We start from the raw sequence: 17394 nt of genomic DNA on the forward strand, positions 1-17394 counted from the left end.
GTGGCCGCTGAGCCGATGGGAGCTTCGCGTATGGGCGCCGCGCCCAACGGCGTTCATCGCCTCGTCATCCAGCAATCACCACCATCCCTTCCCTTCCTCCATCGAGGAGGAAGGGGTGCTCTTCCCGGTAAGCGCTGACCGACGTCGGGGAGAGGCGGCGCCTGATCGCGGCTTCCCCACCCCGCTCGCCTTTGGCGAGTCGACCCTCCCCATCAAGCGAGGGAGAGGGCCCATGCGAAAGGGCCCCGCAGTCGCCTGCGGGGCCCTGGAGCTTCGCGGAGGAGAGCCGGCGCTAGGCGGCGCCGCCCTTGTCGCGGCGTTCGGCGTAGATGATCAGCGGCTGGGCGCGGCCCTCGATGACCTCGGCGTTGACCACCACTTCCTCGACGCCGTCGTAGGTCGGCAGCTCGTACATGGTGTCGAGCAGCACGCCCTCGAGGATCGAGCGCAGGCCGCGCGCGCCGGTCTTGCGCTGGATGGCCTTGCGGGCCACCGCGTTCAGCGCGTCGTCGGTGAAGGTCAGGCCCACGTTCTCCATGTCGAAGAGGCGGACGTACTGCTTCACGAAGGCGTTCTTCGGCTCGGTGAGGATCTTCACCAGGGCCTTCTCGTCCAGGTCGTCCAGGGTCGCGATGACCGGCAGGCGGCCCACGAACTCCGGGATCAGGCCGAAGCGCAGCAGGTCGTCCGGCTCCACCTGGCGGAAGATCTCGCCGGTGCGGCGCTCGTCCGGATCGGTGACCTTGGCCCCGAAGCCGATCGAGGTGCCCTGGCCGCGCGCCGAGATGATCTTCTCAAGCCCGGCGAAGGCGCCGCCGCAGATGAACAGGATGTTGGTGGTGTCGACCTGCAGGAACTCCTGCTGGGGATGCTTGCGCCCGCCCTGCGGCGGCACGGAGGCGACGGTGCCTTCCATGATCTTCAGCAGCGCCTGCTGGACGCCCTCGCCCGACACGTCGCGGGTGATCGAGGGGTTGTCCGACTTGCGGCTGATCTTGTCGACCTCGTCGATGTAGACGATGCCGCGCTGGGCCCGCTCGACGTTGTAGTCGGCCGCCTGCAGCAGCTTGAGGATGATGTTCTCGACGTCCTCGCCGACGTAGCCGGCCTCGGTCAGCGTCGTGGCGTCGGCCACGGTGAACGGCACGTCGATGATTCGAGCCAGCGTCTGCGCCAGCAGGGTCTTGCCGGTGCCGGTCGGGCCGATCAGCAGGATGTTGGCCTTGCCCAGCTCGACGTCGTTGTTCTTCGTCGCGTGGTTGAGGCGCTTGTAGTGGTTGTGCACCGCGACCGAGAGGACCTTCTTGGCGTGGTCCTGGCCGATCACGTAATCGTCGAGCACCTCACGGATTTCCTTCGGCGTCGGGACGCCGTCCTTCGACTTCACGAAGGAGATCTTGTGCTCTTCGCGGATGATATCCATGCACAGTTCGACGCATTCATCGCAGATGAACACGGTCGGGCCAGCGATGAGCTTGCGGACCTCGTGCTGGCTCTTGCCGCAGAAAGAGCAGTAGAGCGTGCTCTTCGAATCTCCGCTCGCGGCCTTGGTCATGATCTTGTTCTCACTCTATCAGGCAACGCCGCCGACGCCGGCCGCGCCGCCCCGCAGGACGCCTGCGCCCCTACAATGCAGAATACGCGCCGCGGGTTGTCTAAGTCTTGACATTCCCCGATCCGGCTAAGGATCACAAGCCTTCGCTCGCCGGAGCGACAATTGGCGGCGCGGCGCCGCAGACCGCGGCGCCACATGGACCTAAATGGGAAACGGGCCGAAATGGCACAAGAGTTCGCAGCGGCCCCGTCCCAAGGCGATACGCCGGACGCGGACAGTCCGATCGTGGCCTTCGACTTCGACGGGACGCTGACGGTCAAGGACAGCTTCACGGCCTTCCTGAAATGGCGCGCCGGTCCGGTGCGCTATGCGCTGGGCCTCGCACGACTCGTGCCAGCCGCGGCGGCCTACCTGTTCCATCGCGACCGTGGCCGGATCAAGGCGGCGGCGGTGGGGGTGTTCCTGAAGGGCGTCCCCCACGACCGGCTGGAGGCGGACGCCCGCGCCTTCGCCGAGAGCCACGCCCGCAAGCTGCTGCGGCCCGACGCGGTGGCGGCCTGGAAGCGCTGGCGCGACCAGCGGGTGCGGCTGGTGATCGTCACCGCCTCCCCCGACATCGTGGTCGCCCCCTTCGCCCGGGGCCTGGGAGCCGACGCGATCCTGGGCACCCAGCTCTCCTACGATCCGCAGAACCGGGTGCTGGGGGCGTTTTCCGGCCCCAACTGCCGCGGCCCCGAGAAGGTGGTGCGGCTGCAGGAGGTGTTCGGCCACGACGTGAAGCTGAAGGCCGCCTACGGCGACACCAGCGGCGACACCGAGATGCTGGCCATGGCCGAGATCAAGGGCTTCCGGGTGTTCACCGGCAAACCGTAAAGTCCCGTCGAAAACGGCGCGCGGGCCGGCCTCACGGAAGCCCTCCTCCTGATGGAGGAGGGTTGGGTGGTGGTGCGCGCGCCGAGGCGAAGCGAAAGCTCCGTTGGGCGCCGAGCCGAGAGCGTCTTCACCGCACCACCCTGCGAACACCACCATCCCTACCCTTCCTCCATTGAGGAGGAAGGGGCGCGGACCCCGGCCGCCCTAGAGCTGGCGCAGGGGGGCGGCCAGGAGGGCCTGCACGAAGGCGTCGCGCCAGGCGGTGACGTCGTCGCGCTTCACGCCGTCCATGAGGTTCTCCCAGCGGCGCAGGCGCTCGGGCTTCTCCATGGCCAGACCCCGGCGGATGGCGTCGGACATGTCCTCGCGGCTGAACGGATTGACGATCAGGGCCTCGGTCATCTGCTCGGCGGCGCCGGCGAACTGGGAGAGGATCAGCACGCCGGGATCGGCCGGATCCTGGGCGGCGACATATTCCTTGGCCACCAGGTTCATGCCGTCGCGCAGCGGGGTGACGAGGCCGATGGCGGCGGCGCGGTAGATGCCGGCCAGCTCGTCGCGGCGGTAGCTGCGGTTCACGTAGCGGATCGGCACCCAGTCGGCGGTGGCGAAGGCGCCGTTGATGCGGCCCGACACCCCGTCGAGGCGGGCGCGGATCTCCTGGTAGGCCGGCACCTCGTCGCGGCTGGGCGTGGCGACCTGCAGCAGGAAGACCTGCTCCTGGGCCTCGGGCGTGCGGCTGAGGAACTCCTCGTAGGCCAGGAACCGCTCCTCCAGGCCCTTGGAATAGTCGAGCCGGTCGACGCCGACGATCATCCGGCGGCCGGCGAGGCTCTTCTCCATGCGCTTGCGCCAGGCGTGCGCGGCCTCGCCCTCGGCGGCGGCGACGAAGGCCTCGGTGTCGAGCCCGATCGGAAAGGCGCCCAGGCGGATGGTGCGGCCGAAGGCGGTGGCCTCGCCGTCGGGGCCGAGCGAGCCGCCCGCCTCCAGGGTGACGTACTCCTGGAAGGCGGAGAGCGCGTCCTGGCTCTGGAAGCCCACGAGGTCGTAGTCGAACAGCGACTGCACCAGCTCGGCGTGGTTCGGCAGGGTGGTGAACAGGCGGCGCGCCGGCCAGGGGATGTGCAGGAAGAAGCCGATCCGCGCGCCGATCCCGCGGCGGCGCAGCTCGCGGCCCAGCGGGATCAGGTGGTAGTCGTGGACCCAGATGAAGTCGTCCGCCTCCAGGAGCGGCAGGACGGTGTCGGCGAAGCGGGCGTTGACCCGAGAATAGCCCTCGTCGAACGAGCGCTCGTAGGCCGACAGGTCGATCCGGTAGTGCAGCAGCGGCCAGAGCGTGCGGTTGGCGTAGCCGTTGTAGTACTCCTGCCGGTCCTGCTCCTCGAGGTCGACGGTGGCGACGGTGACGCCGGCGCCCCGCTGGAAGGACAGGTGGCCGGTGAAGCTCTCGGTGGTGCGGCCGCTCCAGCCGAACCAGACGCCGTTGTGCTCGCGCAGGGCGGCGGAAAGCGCCATGGCCAGGCCGCCGACGCTGGCGCCGTGCTCGTCGCCCGGCGGGCTGACGCGGTTGGAGATGACGATCAGGCGTCCCAGCGGCTGAGGCCCCGAACGTCCGCCGCGGCCGGTCGTGGCGCGATCACCCTGTCGATGCGGTCCCCGGCCCTCGGCATGGCGTCCGGATAGGGCGCGGCGTCGGGCGCGCCAACACCCTGGCCGCTAAACTTCGCGTGAGCGCGCTGCGTCCTCATGGGCGCGCCGACCACGGCTCCACCTGGCCGACGACGGAGAACGGCAGGTCCTCGCGGACGGCGCGGAGCACGCCGCCGGAGATCTCCTGGTCGGTGAGCCAGCGCGCGGCGCCGGCCTCCACGCGGAAGCCCAGGACGACCTGGCGGAGGCGGCAGTCCGGGAGCCCGTCGGCGACTGCGGCGGCCGTGCGCAGGCGGTCCGGCCGGGCCGGATCGGCGACGGCGCTGCCCAGCACCTGGAAGAGCCGCCCCGACGCGGCGGGGGTTCCGACCCGCTCGGCCAGTCGGCGCGGCGCGGCGAGCTTGAGGGTGTGGAACCAGGCGACGGCGAGGTCGATCGCCCCCTGCCCGGCCACGGCGGCGTCCAGCGCGGCCGTGAACGCCGCCTCGTCGTGGTAGTCGGCGTCGAAGGCGCGGCCCGGCAGGCCGGCGGTCGAGGCGCGGCGGGAGACAAGCGAAAGGCGCCCGCCGTCGCCGGCGAGCGCCTCCACAAGACCTGCGAGCATGCCGGTCCCGCCCACCACGAGGATGTGCGGGGCCATGGGGCGGCTCAGGACTCGGCTTCGCGCTTTTCCCAGACGTGGTCGACGATGCCCCAGTCGCGGGCTTCCTCGGCGGTCATGAAGTAGTCGCGGTCGAGGGTGTCCTCGACCTCCTGGACGGTGCGGCCGGTGTGCTTGGCGTAGAGCTCGTTCAGGCGGTGCTTGGTCTTGATGATGTCCTCGGCGTGGCGCTCGATGTCCGAGGCCTTGCCCGAGAAGCCGCCCGAGGGCTGGTGGACCATGATGCGGGAGTTCGGGAGCGCGATGCGCTGGCCCTTCTCGCCGGCCATCAGCAGGAAGGAGCCCATGGAGGCCGCCATGCCGAGGCACAGGGTGATCACCGGGCTCTTGATGTACTGCATGGTGTCGTAGATCGCGAGACCGGACGTCACCACCCCGCCGGGGGAGTTGATGTACATCTGGATCTCTTTCTTCGGGTTCTCCGCCTCGAGGTGGAGCAGCTGGGCGCAGATCAGCGAGGCCATGCCGTCCTCGACGGGACCGGCCAGGAACACGATGCGGTCCTTCAGCAGGCGGGAGAAGATGTCGTAGGCGCGCTCGCCGCGGCTCGTCTGCTCGACGACCATCGGCACGAGGCCGAGCGCGGTGGTGACGGGGTCACGCATTGGGAGGAAGTCCTTCTTGGAAACGCTTCGCAGGCTGCCGTAACCCGCGTCCCCTCCGATATCGCGCGCCGGGACGGAAGTCGCAAGGTGGCGGCGGGCCGCGATCAGGCGGCGATGCGGTCGATCCAGGCCTTCAGCACGCCCACGACCTGGTCGGGCGGCGCGTAGCCGCGGGTGACCACCCCGAACTCCCCCGACTCGCCCGGGCCGGCGACGAGCGTCGGGAAGCCGGTGACCCCGGCGCGCTGGGAGATGGCGTAGTCGCGCCAGGTCTCCTCCCTGGCGTCCTCCTGCGACCACTGGGCGAGGAAGGCGTCGCGGTCGGCGCCCACCTCGGCGGCGAGATCGGCGAGGACCTCGGCCTGCGTCACGTTCCGCGCCTCGGCGTAGAAGGCCCGCTGGATGCGTTCCAGGTAGGTGAGCGCCAGCTCCGGGTCGTCGCGGCGGACGACGACCACGGCGCGGGCGGCCGGGTCGGTGTCGTAGACGAAGCCCTCGCCCAGGGCGGATTCGTCGAACGGCAGGCCGGTGGCGTCGTGGACGTGGCGCCAGTGGGCGGTCACCTCGGCGCGGGCGGCGAGGGTCATGGGCTCCTCCGTGCCGGGCCTGAGGCCGCCCATGACCAGGCGGATCGGCAGGGCCCGGCCGAAGGCGCGGCGGATCTCGGCCACCACGGGCGAGAAGCCGTAGCACCAGGAGCACATCGGGTCGGAAAAATAGATGAGGTGCGGTCCGTCCATGGCGGGTCCTCCTGCCGGCCGGGACAGGATTGCAGCGAACGGTCGGCGGGTCACGCCTCGATCGCAGCTCAGGACGCGCGGGCCGATACGCTTCACGCGCGAGTGACCGCGGGCCCGGTGCGGATCGCGGCGACGCTTGCGCGACCCGCAAGCATTAACCTCTAAGGGATTGCTTTCCCGTCGCAATGACCCGTCAATACTGCCGTTCCACGGAGCCCGCGCACAGTTCCGCGCAGGCCGGCGGGAACCTTCAGCCCGCTTCGTACGCTGAAGCTTATCGCGAGGGTTGTGCTGAATGGTTCAATACGCGGTCACCCTGAAGAACGGAGACTGGACGGTCTTCCGGGACGGCGAGGCCCTGGAGCGGGGCCTCTCGCGCTCGGCCGCCATACAGATGGCCAAGGACCTCGCCTTCGACGCCGAAGAGCGGGGCGAGGTCGTCGAGCTCCTGATCCAGGGCTACTACGGGGACATGTCCCGCCGGGTGAGCGGCGGGGACGACGACTAGCCTCTAGCGGCGGGACGCCGACTTGGCCTCGCGCTTGGCGCGGGCCGCGGCCTTCTCGGCCGCCTTGCGGGCCTTGCGCTCTTCCCGCTTCATCGCGAGCTGCGCCTCTTCGTCGTTGGCCAGGGCCTCGATGCGGGCCTTCTCGGCCTCCTCGGCGCGCAGCCGGGCGGCTTCCTTCTCGGCCAGCCGCTTCTGGCGGACCTCTTCCAGTTCCCGGGCCTTGCGCTGGGCGCGGGTCTCGAAGACTTCCGGCTTCACGGTGGGCTTGGGCTTGAACTTCTCGAGGAGCGCCTTCCGCGCTTCGGCCTGGGCCTCCAGCCGTTCGCTGAAGTGCCCGATCTTGGACTCTCGCATCGCTACTTTCTGATTGGGATTGGTGTCCGCGGGGCGTGAACCCCGCGGACGTCACTCGGTTGCCGGATCAGCCGACGATTTGATCGTCGGTGAAGAACTGGGCGATCTCGATCGCGGCGTTCTCCTGGCTGTCGGAGCCGTGGACGGAGTTCTCGCCGACGCTCTTCGCGAACAGCTTGCGGATGGTGCCGTCGGCGGCCTGGGCCGGGTTGGTGGCGCCCATCACTTCGCGGTACTTGGCCACCGCGTTGTCGCCTTCCAGGACCTGCACCACGACCGGACCGGAGGTCATGAAGTCGACGAGCTCGCCGAAGAACGGGCGCTCCTTGTGGACCTCGTAGAACTTCTCGGCCTGCTGGCGGGTCATGCGGATGCGGCGCTGGGCGACGATGCGCAGGCCGGCGTCCTCGATCACCGCATTGACCTTGCCGGTCAGGTTGCGCTCGGTGGCGTCCGGCTTGATGATCGAGAAGGTGCGTTCGGTCATGGTGTTGTTCTTGGTCTTCCGACTGGGAGGGAGGCCGCACGCCCCGGCGGGGCGGCGAAAGTGGGCGGCTCTATAGCCGCTGGGCCGGTGCTCGCCAAGGCGCCGCGCGTCTGCTATGAGCGCGCCCGGTCAGGCGGCGGCGCGGTCTCACTCTAAAGCCCTGGCCCTCCCATACCGCGATCCGGCGAGGCGCTGGTCCGCGCCCGCAAACCCTTTTCGTCTGTCCGCATGCTTCAGATCCAGAACCTCGTCTTCGACGCCTGGGGCCGCCGATTCTTCGACGACGCCTCGGTCAACCTGCCCAAGGACGCCAAGGTCGGCCTGGTCGGCCGCAACGGCGTCGGCAAGTCCACCCTGTTCAAGCTGATCAAGGGCGAGCTGGTCCCGGGCTCTGGCGAGATCAGCCTGCCCAAGGCCGCGCGCATGGGCTCGGTGGACCAGGAGCACCCGGCGACGCCCACGCCCCTGCTGGAGACCGTGCTGGCCGCCGACGTGGAGCGGGCCGACCTGCTCGCCCGCCTCGACACCGCGTCGCCGGAAGAGCTGGGCGACATCTACGCCCGGCTGATCGACATCGACGCCGACCGCGCCCCGTCGCGGGCCGCGGAGATCCTGGCGGGCCTGGGCTTCTCCAACGCCGACCTTTCCCGGCCGATGGCCGAGTTCTCCGGCGGCTGGCGGATGCGGGTGGCGCTGGCCGCTTCGCTGTTCGCCGAGCCGGACCTGCTGCTGCTCGACGAGCCGACCAACTACCTCGACCTGGAAGGCGCGCTGTGGCTGGAGGCGCGGCTCAAGAAGTACCCGCACACCGCCATCGTGATCAGCCACGACCGCGAGCTGCTCAACAACTCGGTGGATCACATCGTCCACCTGAAGGACGGCAAGCTGGAGCTCTATGTCGGCGGCTACGACGCCTTCGAGAACCAGCTCGTGGAGAAGCTGCGCCTGCAGGAATCCACCCGCCAGAAGATCGAGGCCCGCCGCGCCCACCTGCAGTCCTTCGTGGACCGCTTCCGCGCCAAGGCCTCGAAGGCCACCCAGGCCCAGTCGCGCCTGAAGATGATCGCCAAGCTGCCGCCGATCGACGCGGTGGTGGAGGAGCGGGTCGCGCCCTTCTTCCTGCCCTCCCCCGAACGGCCCCTGCCCCCGCCGCTGCTCAGGCTGGAGGACGCCTCGGTGGGCTACGGCGGGGCCCCGATCCTCAAGCGGCTGAACCTGCGCCTCGACATCGACGACCGCATCGGCCTCCTGGGGGTCAACGGGGCCGGCAAGTCGACCTTCGCCAAGCTGGTGGCCGGGGCGCTGGACGTGGAGGCCGGGCGCCTGCACCGCAGCCAGCGGCTGAAGGTGGGCTGGTTCCACCAGCACCAGATCGAGGCCATGGACCCGACGGACACGCCGCTGGAGATCATCCGCCGCGCCATGCCGGAGGACACCGAGGCCAAGCGGCGCTCGAGGCTCGCCCAGTTCGGGTTCAGCTACGAGAAGGTGGAGACCAAGGTGTCGAGCCTGTCGGGCGGCGAGCGGGCGCGGCTGCTGCTCAACCTCGTGGCCATGGAGGCGCCGCACCTCCTGATCCTCGACGAGCCGACCAACCACCTCGACATCGACAGCCGCCGCGCCCTGCTGGACGCGCTGAACGACTACGAGGGCGCGGTGATCCTGATCACCCACGACCGCTCGCTGATGGAGCTGGTCGCCGACCGCCTGTGGCTGGCGGCGGACGGGACCATCGCGCCGTTCGACGGCGACATGGAGGACTACGCCCGCTTCGTGCTGGACCGCGCCCGCATGGCCGCCCGCGCGCCGACCCAGGTGAAGGCCGAGGCGCCGCCTCCGCCTCCCCCGCCGCCGCCGGCGCGGGCGAAAGTGCCCACCGGTCCGGCGCGCCGCCGGGCGGAGGCCGCCGAACAGGCGCTGGCCCGGGCGACCGAGGCCCTGGCGGTCATCGACAGGGCGCTGACCGATCCCTCGACCTTCGCCAAGGACCCGCAGAAGGCCGCCGAGCTCGGCCGGCGGCGGGACCAGGCCCAGGCCGCCGTCGAGGCCGCCGAGCTGGAGTGGCTCGACGCGCAGGAAGCCTACGAGTCCCTGAAGGTCTGAGCCCCTTTACGGCGAAGCGCTGAGCCGCGTACGGTCAAGCTTTCCGAGGGGGCGACGATGGTGCGGATCGTGGCGGCGGCTCTGACCGCCCTGGCGTTGTGGGCGCCCGCGGCGCAGGCGGCGGATCCGCCGGGCGTCCCCACGGCGCCGCCCACCTGCCCCGGTGTGATCACCCGCCAGGTCGGGCCGCTGAGCGCGCCCTGGACCCTGCTGGCGGATTACGCCGACGAATACCTCGTCCTCACCGCCCGGGTCATCCGCAAGGGGCAGTTCGGATGCGGCTACGCCCCGGCCATGCCCGGCAGCGTCCAGGCCGGCCAGCCGACGGCGCAGTCGCCGGGAGAGGCGTCGGTGCTGATCCTCGCCCAGGGCGGCGCCCTGACGTGCCAGATCGACAATGACTCCCCCTGGACCCCTGCGCCGAACAACGTCTGCCTGCTGGCGAACGCGCCCTGCAAGGTGACCTGCGTGAAGTGACGGGCCGGGTCGCCGCGGGAGACGCGACCGCTCGCGACGCCTCGCAGGAACAGATCAGGTATTGGCGCTCGCCGAACATTGCTCGAGTTCCTGAGTCGGTGCAGGCTTCCTCCACGCACAAGCTGGAGGGGCCTGATGAGCGCGCTTCGGAAGACAGTAATCCCTGCTTTCCAGGATCCGGCTGAGGCCTGCATCGACGCCGCCCTGGCGCGGATCGGAGCCTACGCCGCCGACTTCGCCTGGCCCGACCTGCGGCTGATGGCGGGCGAGCAACGGGTGGTGGCGGGACCGGAGGACGGCCTGGGGCGGCTGAGCCTCGCCACCACGGACATCGACGAGCTGAAGGCCTGGATCGGCGTCGCCGACGAGGACGCGCGCGCCGGCCGGGCGGCCCTGCCGCCGCAGGGCCCCGAGAGCGGCCCCGACCACGCGACCGACCGGGACGTGCGGCGAGCGCTCTCGGCCTATGTGTTCGGCGACTCGCGCCTGATGCAGGCCTGGAGGCCGGTCATCGAACAGCGGATCGGACGCTTCGACGTCGATGTCGTCACCGTGGGGACCCTGTCGCTGCACCGCCGGTCCAGGCTGATCCTGGCCGGACGGCCGGTGGTGTTCATGGCGCGCAGGATCGTCTTCGACGGCGGCCACTTCGTCTCCACCGTGGACGGCCACTACGCGGTCGGCGAGATCGTCAAGCGGGAGGCCCGGTGATGGACGAACGTCAAGCCGCACGCCGGCGCTTCCTGCAGGCCGCGGCCCTCGGCGCCGGCGCCAGCCTGCTGAGGCCCGCCTCCGGCCACGCCCAAGGTCAGGCCGGCTTCGCCGCGGACTTCACCTTCGCCGGGACCGACGGGGCGGCCGGGGCCGAGGGCGCCCGCGGGGCGGACGGCACGCGAGCCCAGGGGAGCGCGGCGCCGGGCGGGCCCGGCGGCGACGGTGGCCAAGGCGGCGACGCGCCCAGCGCCACCCAGAGCATCGGCCGCGCGAGCGCCGGGGCTCCCGTGATCGTGGCCGTCCGGGCGGGTCGGGGCGGAAACGGCGGCAAGGGCGGCCGGGGCGGCGATGGCGTCGGGACCACCGGCCGCGGCGGCGACGGCGGCCGTGGCGGCGACGGCGGCGACGCCGGGGGCGCCGGCACGGTCACCGTGAACTACTGGGGCGCGGCCCAGGTCATGGTCTTGCCGATGCTCGCCGAGGGCGGCCTTCCGGGTGTGGGCGGCGATCCCGGCGGCTCGCAAAACGGCTGGATGACGGCCCCCGGCCCGGGGGGGCAGCCAGGCCGCCCGGCGCAGCCGCCGGCGTTCAGACTGAACCAGACGCCGCCGCCCGGCTGACGACGCCGCCAGACCGGAACCTCCCGGCCCGCCTGCCTGTTGCAGCCGGGCTGTTCAGGGAGGATCGATTGTCCAACGCGCTTCGCAAGGCCGCCCCGTTCCTGGTGCTGGCCGGGATCGCGCTGATGCCTCGCCCGCGGCGGGCGGTGCGCCCCCCGGCGCCCGCGCCGGCGCCGAAGCCGGCTGACGCGCCTCCCACCCTGGCCGACCGGCCGACTCCGCATCGCAGCACCCACGACCCGGCCGAGATCGCCGATCCCACGAGGGGCCGTACCGCCGAGGCGCCGCAGGAGATCCCGAAGAAGGGGTGGAAGGACATCCTGCAACGGACCCGCAAGGAGTTCATGGACGACCAGATCCCGCTGGTGGCGGCGGGGATCACCTTCTACTCGCTGCTGGCCATGTTCCCGGCGCTGGGCTCCTTCGTGGCGCTCTACGGCCTGTTCGCCGACGTCTCCGAGGCGCAGCGGCACCTGCAGCTGCTGTCGGTCGTGCTGCCCGGCGACGCCCTGCGGTTCCTGGGCGAGCAGATGGTGCGGATCTCCACGGCCAACGAGGGCGGGCTGTCGCTGGCCTTCGTGGGCGGCCTCCTGCTGTCGCTGTGGGGCGCGAGCGGGGCGGTGAAGGCGATGATCACCGCGCTGAACATCGCCTACGAGGAGACCGAGAAGCGGGGGTTCGTGAAGCGCACCCTGGTGTCGCTGGCCTTCACCCTGGGCTTCCTGGCGTTCGGCCTTTGCGCCCTGGCGGTGATCGCCGCACCGCCAGCCATCGAGGGCCTGCTGGGCAAGCCCGCGGCCACCATGTTCCGCTGGACCACCTGGCCGGTGCTGCTGGCGGCGCTGGGCGTCGCACTCGCCCTGCTCTACCGGTTCGGGCCGAGCCGCCACCGGGCGAAGTGGCGCTGGATCAGCTGGGGCAGCGGGGCGGCCCTCATCCTTTGGGTGGCGGCCTCGGCGGCCTTCTCGGTCTATGTGGCCAACTTCGCCCACTACGAGAAGACCTACGGCTCGCTGGGCGCGGCGATCGGCTTCCTGATGTGGGTCTATGTCTCCGGCCAGGTGATCCTGCTGGGCGCCGAGCTGAACGCGGAGATCGAGCACCAGACGGCGAAGGACACCACGGTGGGGCCGGAAAAGCCGCTGGGCGCGCGCGGCGCGATGATGGCGGACACGGTGGGGGCGCCGCAGGGACGCTAGACGCCCCTGCGGCGGTCTTCAGGACCTCAGGTGATGTGCTTGGGGCTGATGGGGTCGGAGCCCGGGAAGGTCTCCTCCACCGCCTCGTCGATCAGGGCCTCCTGGCGGTCCTCGCCGTGGGAGTCCTTGTCGGCGAGCTGGTCGTACTTCTCGCCCTCGGCCAGGGGCTCGGCCTTGCGGGCGTGCGGGGCGTCGACGCGCCTCTCCTCGGGGCTGCAGGAGCCTCCGACGGCCATGTCGGCGGTGGCGCCGCTGGATCCGTCGGTGAAGGCGCGCCGGGCTTCTTCCTCGGTTTGCTTGTGGGGCATGGGGGAGCGCTCCTTGTGACTGTCTTGACCGTAACCCCCGAGCCGGCGCGTGGGTTGCCGCCCGCCGGGGTTGCGCAGCGGACGCAATACAGCCTGAGGGTCGTGGCGCCGGCCTAGATGTTCTGCTTTTGTTCGCCCCACAGCAACAGGAGCTCCCCGTGGTTCGCGTACGTTACACAGGCGTCAGCCAGCCCAAGGAGGCGTTCGAAGCCCTCCGCCCCTTCCACGCGAGCCTGATCAAGCTGCAGATCCAGTGCCGGCCGTTCGGGCCCGACTACCTGGTGCTGGACGTGGTGAAGAAGGCCCTGAACACGGCCGCCTACCACTTCACCGGCGAGCCGGACTTCTTCGCCCTGCGCCCGCCGCGCTCGTGATCCCCCTGCCCCTGGACCGCAGCGCGACGCTGGCGGCGCACGAGGCCCATCCGGGAAGCCGCGTGGAACTGGTCTGCGCGGCCTGCACCTGGTCGCGGACCTACAGGCCCGAGCGGATCATCGAGGGCCTGAGCCGCAAGCAGCTGGGCGGGCGGCACACGACGGTCGCGTCGGTGGCGCTGCTCGTGCGCTGGCCCTGCCCCGGCTGCCGGCGCATGCGCTGGGCGACGCGGCTCTCGGCGCCGGCGCCGGATCAGGCGACCGAGCGGCCGCGCAGCATCTCGAGGATGGCGGAGAAGTCCTTGCCGCCGCCGCCCAGGCGGTCGAACAGGGCGTAGAGCCCCTCGGCGGTGGCGCCCAGCGGGGTCGCGGCGCCCGAGCGGGCGGCGGCCTCCTGGGCGAGCTTCAGGTCCTTCAGCATCATGGCTGTGGCGAAGCCGCCCTCGTAGCCGCGGTTGGACGGCGCGGCCGGCACCGGGCCCGGCCAGGGGCAGTAGCTGGTCAGGCTCCAGCACTGGCCGGAGGACTGCGAGGAGATCTCGTGGAACTTCACCGGGTCGAGGCCGAGCTTCTCGGCGAGCGCCAGGGCCTCGCACACCCCGATCATGGAGATGCCGAGGACCATGTTGTTGCAGATCTTGGCCGCCTGCCCGGCCCCGTGGTCGCCGGCGCGGAACACCACCCGGGCCATGGGGCCGATGGCCTGCTCGATCTCGGCGAAGTCGGCCTCGTCGCAGCCGACCATGAAGGCCAGCGTGCCGGCCACGGCCGCCGCCGTGCCGCCGGAGACCGGGGCGTCGGCGAAGCGGAAGCCGTGTTCGCGAGCCTGGGCGGCCACGGCGCGGGCGCTCTCCACGTCGATGGTCGAGCAGTCGATCAGCAGGGCGCCAGGCCTGGCGTTGGGGAACACCTGCTCGGCGTAGACGGAGCGCACGTGCGGGCCGGCCGGCAGCATGGTGATGACCACCTCGGCGTCGCGCACCGCCTCGGCGACCGAGCCGGCGGGCGTGCAGCCGGCGGCGGCGGCCTTCTCCAGCGCCGCCGCCGACAGGTCGAAGGCGCTCACGGCCCGCCCGTCCTTCGCCTGGTTGGCGGCCATGCCGCCGCCCATGTTGCCGAGGCCGATGAAGGCGATGCGGGTCATGAGAACCTCTTACGCTTTGAAGGACTTACTTGGGCTTGCGGAACTTCAGGATGAACTGGTCCGTATGCCCGCGCAGCGCCGGGTCGAACACCCCCTTGGTGTGGTCGTCGGCGGGATTGGCCAGGGCCTTGCTCTCGCCGACGTACTTGAAGCCGGCGGCCTCCAGGTTGCGGCGCACGGCCGCCGGATCGATCCGGTGCAGGGTGTTGGCGGTCTCGGCGACCGGCGCGCCGGGCGCGGCGGCGTGGTCGAGGACGACGAGCGTGCCGCCGGGCTTCACGGCGTTGAAGATCGCCTTGTCGGCCTGGGGCACGTCGAGGTTGAAGCGGGTAAGGTAGAGGTCGTGGTAGTTCTGCGAGGTCCAGAACACGTCCACCGGCTCCGGCAGGGCGAAGCTGGCGATGCCGGTGGCCACCACCTGGACGTTGCCGTAGGCCGGGTCGGCGGCGATCGCCTGGATCGGCGGCGGGTTCGGCGCGTTGGCCGGCGGCGGGTTGGTGACGGCGTAGACCTTGCCGGTCGGCCCCACGGCCTTGGCGAAGATGCGGGTGAAGTAGCCGCCGCCGGGGATGAAGTCGGCGACCTTCATGCCCTTCTTCACGCCGGCGAACTCCAGCATCTCGGCGGGCTTGCGGTCGGCGTCGCGGCGGGTGTCGGCCTCGGGCCGGGCGGCGTCGGCGACGGCCGCGGTGATGTGCTTGCCGGGCTTGGCCTCGACGGCCCCGGCCGAAAGCGCCAGCGCGGCGCAGGCCGCCACGAGCAGCTGGGTCTTCATGATGCATCCTCCCATGGCGGCCGTGCCGGCCGCCGTACGGTCAAGGTAGGGGCGTCCACTCCTGATCGGAAGGCAGGGGGGCGAAGATCTCGTCGAGCATGGCCTCGGTGACGCCCTCCAGGGACGCGGGGCTCCACTTCGGGGCGTTGTCCTTCTCGACGATCACCGCGCGCACGCCCTCCAGGAAGTCGTGCCGCCGCACCACCCGGGCGCCGATGCGGTACTCCATGGCCATGTTGTCGGCGAAGGTCCGGGCCTCGGCGCCGAGCTTCAGCTGGCGGAAGGCGACCTTCAGGGTCTGGGGCGACTTGGTGGCGAGGACCTTGAGCTGCTCGCCGGCCCAGTCGGTGTCCTCGCGCTCCAGGGCCGCCACGATCTCCTCCACCGAGCCCAGGCCGAAGATGCGGTGGATCTCGTCCTGGTGGGCGGCGAGCGGGGGGCGGCCGGGATCGGCCTCCATCTCGGTGAGCAGGGTCTCCATGTGGGCCGGATCGGCGACCAGGCCCTGCTTGAAGCGGTCGACCGCGGCGCTCTCGATGTAGTCGGTGGCGACGCCGACCAGCTCGCAGTCGGCGGCCTTGATCCGCGCGCCGGTGAGCGCCAGCCACAGGCCGATGCTGTCGGGCATCCTGGGCAGGTACCAGCCGCCGCCGACGTCGGGGAACAGGCCGATGCCGGTCTCCGGCATGGCGAAGGTGGTCCGCTCGGTGGCGATGCGGAACCGGCACGGCCGCGACAGGCCCACCCCGCCGCCCATGGTGATCCCGTCCATGATGGCGATGGTGTGCTTGGGGTAGTGGAACAGCAGGTGGTTCAGCCGGTACTCGGTGTGGAAGAACTCCCGCGCCGCGGCGCCGTCCCCCGCCCCGCTCTCGGCCAGCATGCGGATGTCGCCGCCGGCGCAGAAGCCGCGCTCGCCCGAGTGGTCGATCAGCACCAGCTTGACGATGGGATTGTCCTCCCAGGTCTGCAGGGCGTCGATCATCAGCCGGCACATGTTGGTGGTCAGCGCGTGCAGGGCGCCGGGCCGGTTGAGGGTGATGCGGCCCACCGCGCCCTCGATGCGGATCAGGACTTCGGGCTCGGTGCTCATTGGCGGAACAGCTCCCGGGCGGTGATCACCCGCATGATCTCGTTGGTGCCTTCGAGGATCTGGTGGACGCGCAGGTCGCGCACGATCCGCTCCAGGGGATAGTCGCACAGGTAGCCGTAGCCGCCGTGCAGCTGCAGGGCCTGGTTGGCGACCTCGAAGCCGGCGTCGGTGGCGAAGCGCTTGGCCATGGCGCAGTAGCGGGTGGCGGCGGGATCGCGCTTGTCGAGCGAATCGGCGGCCCGGCGGACCATCAGGCGGGCGGCCTCCAGCTCGGTGGCCATGTCGGCGAGGCGCCACTGCAGGCCCTGGAAGTCCTTCAGGGCGGAGCCGAACTGCTTGCGGGTCTCCAGGTGGGCCTTGGCGGCGTCGAGGGCGAGGCCCGCGCCGCCCAGCGAGCAGGAGGCGATGTTGATCCGGCCGCCGTCGAGGCCGGCCATGGCGAAGCGGAAGCCCTCGCCCTCCTGGCCGATGCGGTTGGCCTCGGGCACCCGGCAGTCGTCGAAGTTCACCTGGGCGGTGGGCTGGGCGTTCCAGCCCATCTTCTTCTCCTGCGCCCCGAAGGAGAGGCCCGGCGCGTCCTTCTCCACCACGAAGGCGGAGATCCCCTTCGGCCCCGGGCCGCCGGTCCGGGCCATGACCACATAGACGTCGGAGGCGCCGGCGCCGGAGATGAAGGCCTTGGAGCCGTTCAGCACGTACGAGTCGCCGTCCTTGCGGGCGGCGGTCTGCAGGGCCGCGGCGTCGGAGCCTGAGCCCGGCTCGGTGAGGCAGTAGGAGGCGATCAGCTCCATGGTGCACAGCCGGGGCAGATAGCGCCTGCGCAGGTCGTCGGAGCCGAACCGGTCGACCATCCAGGCGGCCATGTTGTGGATCGAGATGAAGGCCGCGGTGGCCACGTCGCCGTAGCTCAGCTGCTCGAAGACGATGGAGGCGTCCAGGCGCGAAAGGCCCGAGCCGCCGACGTCCTCGGCCACGTAGAGGCCGGCGAATCCCAGTTCCGCGGCCTTCCGCAAGGTCTCGACCGGAAAGTGCTTTTCCTCGTCCCAGCGGGCGGAATGGGGGGCCAGCTCCTCGGCCGCGAAGGCGCGCGCAGCGTCCTCGATGGCGCGCTGGTCGTCGGTGAGGCTGAAGTCCATGAGGTCGCGGTCTGATTG

At 71.0% G+C, this 17394-nt stretch carries 21 protein-coding genes; 9 read left to right on the forward strand and 12 right to left on the reverse strand.

What is annotated here, in order from left to right:
- Positions 1-292 precede the first annotated feature (292 nt).
- A complete protein-coding gene (clpX, locus tag VM685_RS01995) occupies positions 293-1555 on the reverse strand; it encodes an ATP-dependent Clp protease ATP-binding subunit ClpX (protein WP_325458434.1) in 1263 nt (420 codons plus the stop codon).
- Between the two features lie 222 nt (positions 1556-1777).
- Between clpX and VM685_RS02000 the strand changes: the two genes are divergently transcribed.
- Positions 1778-2428 (forward strand): HAD-IB family hydrolase, encoded by a 651-nt coding sequence (locus VM685_RS02000; RefSeq protein WP_325458435.1) that lies wholly within the window; start codon positions 1778-1780, stop codon positions 2426-2428.
- Positions 2429-2632: 204 nt separating this feature from the next.
- Here VM685_RS02000 and VM685_RS02005 read toward each other — a convergent pair whose 3' ends face one another.
- The 4 genes from VM685_RS02005 to VM685_RS02020 form a co-directional block, all read right to left on the reverse strand.
- The gene (locus VM685_RS02005) at positions 2633-4021 is read right to left on the reverse strand and encodes an alpha,alpha-trehalose-phosphate synthase (UDP-forming) (RefSeq protein ID WP_325458588.1); all 1389 of its coding nucleotides are present in this window, start codon (positions 4019-4021) and stop codon (positions 2633-2635) included.
- Between the two features lie 151 nt (positions 4022-4172).
- On the reverse strand, positions 4173-4718 hold the full coding sequence (locus VM685_RS02010; RefSeq protein WP_325458436.1) for a hypothetical protein: 546 nt from the start codon (positions 4716-4718) through the stop codon (positions 4173-4175).
- Between the two features lie 8 nt (positions 4719-4726).
- Positions 4727-5344: an ATP-dependent Clp protease proteolytic subunit gene (locus VM685_RS02015; RefSeq protein ID WP_325458437.1), complete on the reverse strand. Its 618-nt coding sequence runs from the start codon at positions 5342-5344 to the stop codon at positions 4727-4729.
- Between the two features lie 104 nt (positions 5345-5448).
- Entirely contained in the window at positions 5449-6084 is a 636-nt protein-coding gene (locus VM685_RS02020) for a DsbA family protein (protein WP_325458438.1), read from the reverse strand.
- Positions 6085-6379: 295 nt separating this feature from the next.
- Between VM685_RS02020 and VM685_RS02025 the strand changes: the two genes are divergently transcribed.
- Positions 6380-6592: a hypothetical protein gene (locus VM685_RS02025; RefSeq protein ID WP_325458439.1), complete on the forward strand. Its 213-nt coding sequence runs from the start codon at positions 6380-6382 to the stop codon at positions 6590-6592.
- Positions 6593-6595: 3 nt separating this feature from the next.
- On the opposite strand, the gene VM685_RS02030 is transcribed toward VM685_RS02025, so the two are convergent.
- On the reverse strand, positions 6596-6946 hold the full coding sequence (locus VM685_RS02030; protein WP_325458440.1) for a DUF6481 family protein: 351 nt from the start codon (positions 6944-6946) through the stop codon (positions 6596-6598).
- Between the two features lie 67 nt (positions 6947-7013).
- Positions 7014-7433 carry a nucleoside-diphosphate kinase gene (gene ndk / locus VM685_RS02035; RefSeq protein ID WP_325458441.1) on the reverse strand — a complete coding sequence of 140 codons (420 nt, stop codon included), beginning with the start codon at positions 7431-7433 and terminating at the stop codon, positions 7014-7016.
- A gap of 228 nt (positions 7434-7661) precedes the next feature.
- Between ndk and VM685_RS02040 the strand changes: the two genes are divergently transcribed.
- The 5 genes from VM685_RS02040 (at position 7662) to VM685_RS02060 (ending at position 12546) form a co-directional block, all read left to right on the forward strand.
- Positions 7662-9536 carry an ABC-F family ATP-binding cassette domain-containing protein gene (locus VM685_RS02040; protein WP_325458442.1) on the forward strand — a complete coding sequence of 625 codons (1875 nt, stop codon included), beginning with the start codon at positions 7662-7664 and terminating at the stop codon, positions 9534-9536.
- Between the two features lie 57 nt (positions 9537-9593).
- Complete coding sequence (locus VM685_RS02045; RefSeq protein WP_325458443.1) at positions 9594-10013, forward strand: hypothetical protein; 420 nt, start codon at positions 9594-9596, stop codon at positions 10011-10013.
- A 135-nt stretch (positions 10014-10148) separates the two neighbouring features.
- Complete coding sequence (locus tag VM685_RS02050; RefSeq protein WP_325458444.1) at positions 10149-10724, forward strand: hypothetical protein; 576 nt, start codon at positions 10149-10151, stop codon at positions 10722-10724.
- A complete protein-coding gene (locus VM685_RS02055) occupies positions 10724-11347 on the forward strand; it encodes a hypothetical protein (protein WP_325458445.1) in 624 nt (207 codons plus the stop codon). The genes VM685_RS02050 and VM685_RS02055 overlap by 1 nt, the downstream gene beginning before the upstream one ends.
- A gap of 68 nt (positions 11348-11415) precedes the next feature.
- The gene (locus VM685_RS02060; protein WP_325458446.1) at positions 11416-12546 is read left to right on the forward strand and encodes a YihY/virulence factor BrkB family protein; all 1131 of its coding nucleotides are present in this window, start codon (positions 11416-11418) and stop codon (positions 12544-12546) included.
- Between the two features lie 26 nt (positions 12547-12572).
- Here VM685_RS02060 and VM685_RS02065 read toward each other — a convergent pair whose 3' ends face one another.
- Positions 12573-12854, reverse strand: coding sequence for a hypothetical protein (locus VM685_RS02065; RefSeq protein ID WP_325458447.1), 282 nt, complete (start codon positions 12852-12854; stop codon positions 12573-12575).
- A 158-nt stretch (positions 12855-13012) separates the two neighbouring features.
- On the opposite strand from VM685_RS02065, the gene VM685_RS02070 reads away from it, so the two are divergent.
- Both VM685_RS02070 and VM685_RS02075 read left to right on the forward strand, forming a co-directional pair.
- Positions 13013-13228 (forward strand): hypothetical protein, encoded by a 216-nt coding sequence (locus VM685_RS02070; RefSeq protein ID WP_325458448.1) that lies wholly within the window; start codon positions 13013-13015, stop codon positions 13226-13228.
- A complete protein-coding gene (locus VM685_RS02075; protein WP_325458449.1) occupies positions 13225-13566 on the forward strand; it encodes a hypothetical protein in 342 nt (113 codons plus the stop codon). Before VM685_RS02070 ends, VM685_RS02075 begins: the two co-directional genes overlap by 4 nt.
- On the opposite strand, the gene mmsB is transcribed toward VM685_RS02075, so the two are convergent.
- Genes mmsB through VM685_RS02095 form a run of 4 tightly spaced genes read right to left on the reverse strand, consistent with a single transcriptional unit; the run spans position 13482 to position 17376 of the window.
- On the reverse strand, positions 13482-14372 hold the full coding sequence (gene mmsB / locus VM685_RS02080; RefSeq protein WP_325458450.1) for a 3-hydroxyisobutyrate dehydrogenase: 891 nt from the start codon (positions 14370-14372) through the stop codon (positions 13482-13484). The two genes, VM685_RS02075 and mmsB, sit on opposite strands and share 85 nt — an antisense overlap.
- A 25-nt stretch (positions 14373-14397) precedes the next feature.
- Complete coding sequence (locus tag VM685_RS02085; protein ID WP_325458451.1) at positions 14398-15147, reverse strand: methyltransferase; 750 nt, start codon at positions 15145-15147, stop codon at positions 14398-14400.
- A gap of 40 nt (positions 15148-15187) precedes the next feature.
- The gene (locus VM685_RS02090; protein ID WP_325458452.1) at positions 15188-16240 is read right to left on the reverse strand and encodes an enoyl-CoA hydratase/isomerase family protein; all 1053 of its coding nucleotides are present in this window, start codon (positions 16238-16240) and stop codon (positions 15188-15190) included.
- On the reverse strand, positions 16237-17376 hold the full coding sequence (locus VM685_RS02095; protein WP_325458453.1) for an isobutyryl-CoA dehydrogenase: 1140 nt from the start codon (positions 17374-17376) through the stop codon (positions 16237-16239). Before VM685_RS02095 ends, VM685_RS02090 begins: the two co-directional genes overlap by 4 nt.
- Between the last annotated feature and the right edge of the window lie 18 nt (positions 17377-17394).

This window comes from Phenylobacterium sp. (assembly GCF_035539035.1).
Lineage (GTDB): Bacteria > Pseudomonadota > Alphaproteobacteria > Caulobacterales > Caulobacteraceae > Phenylobacterium.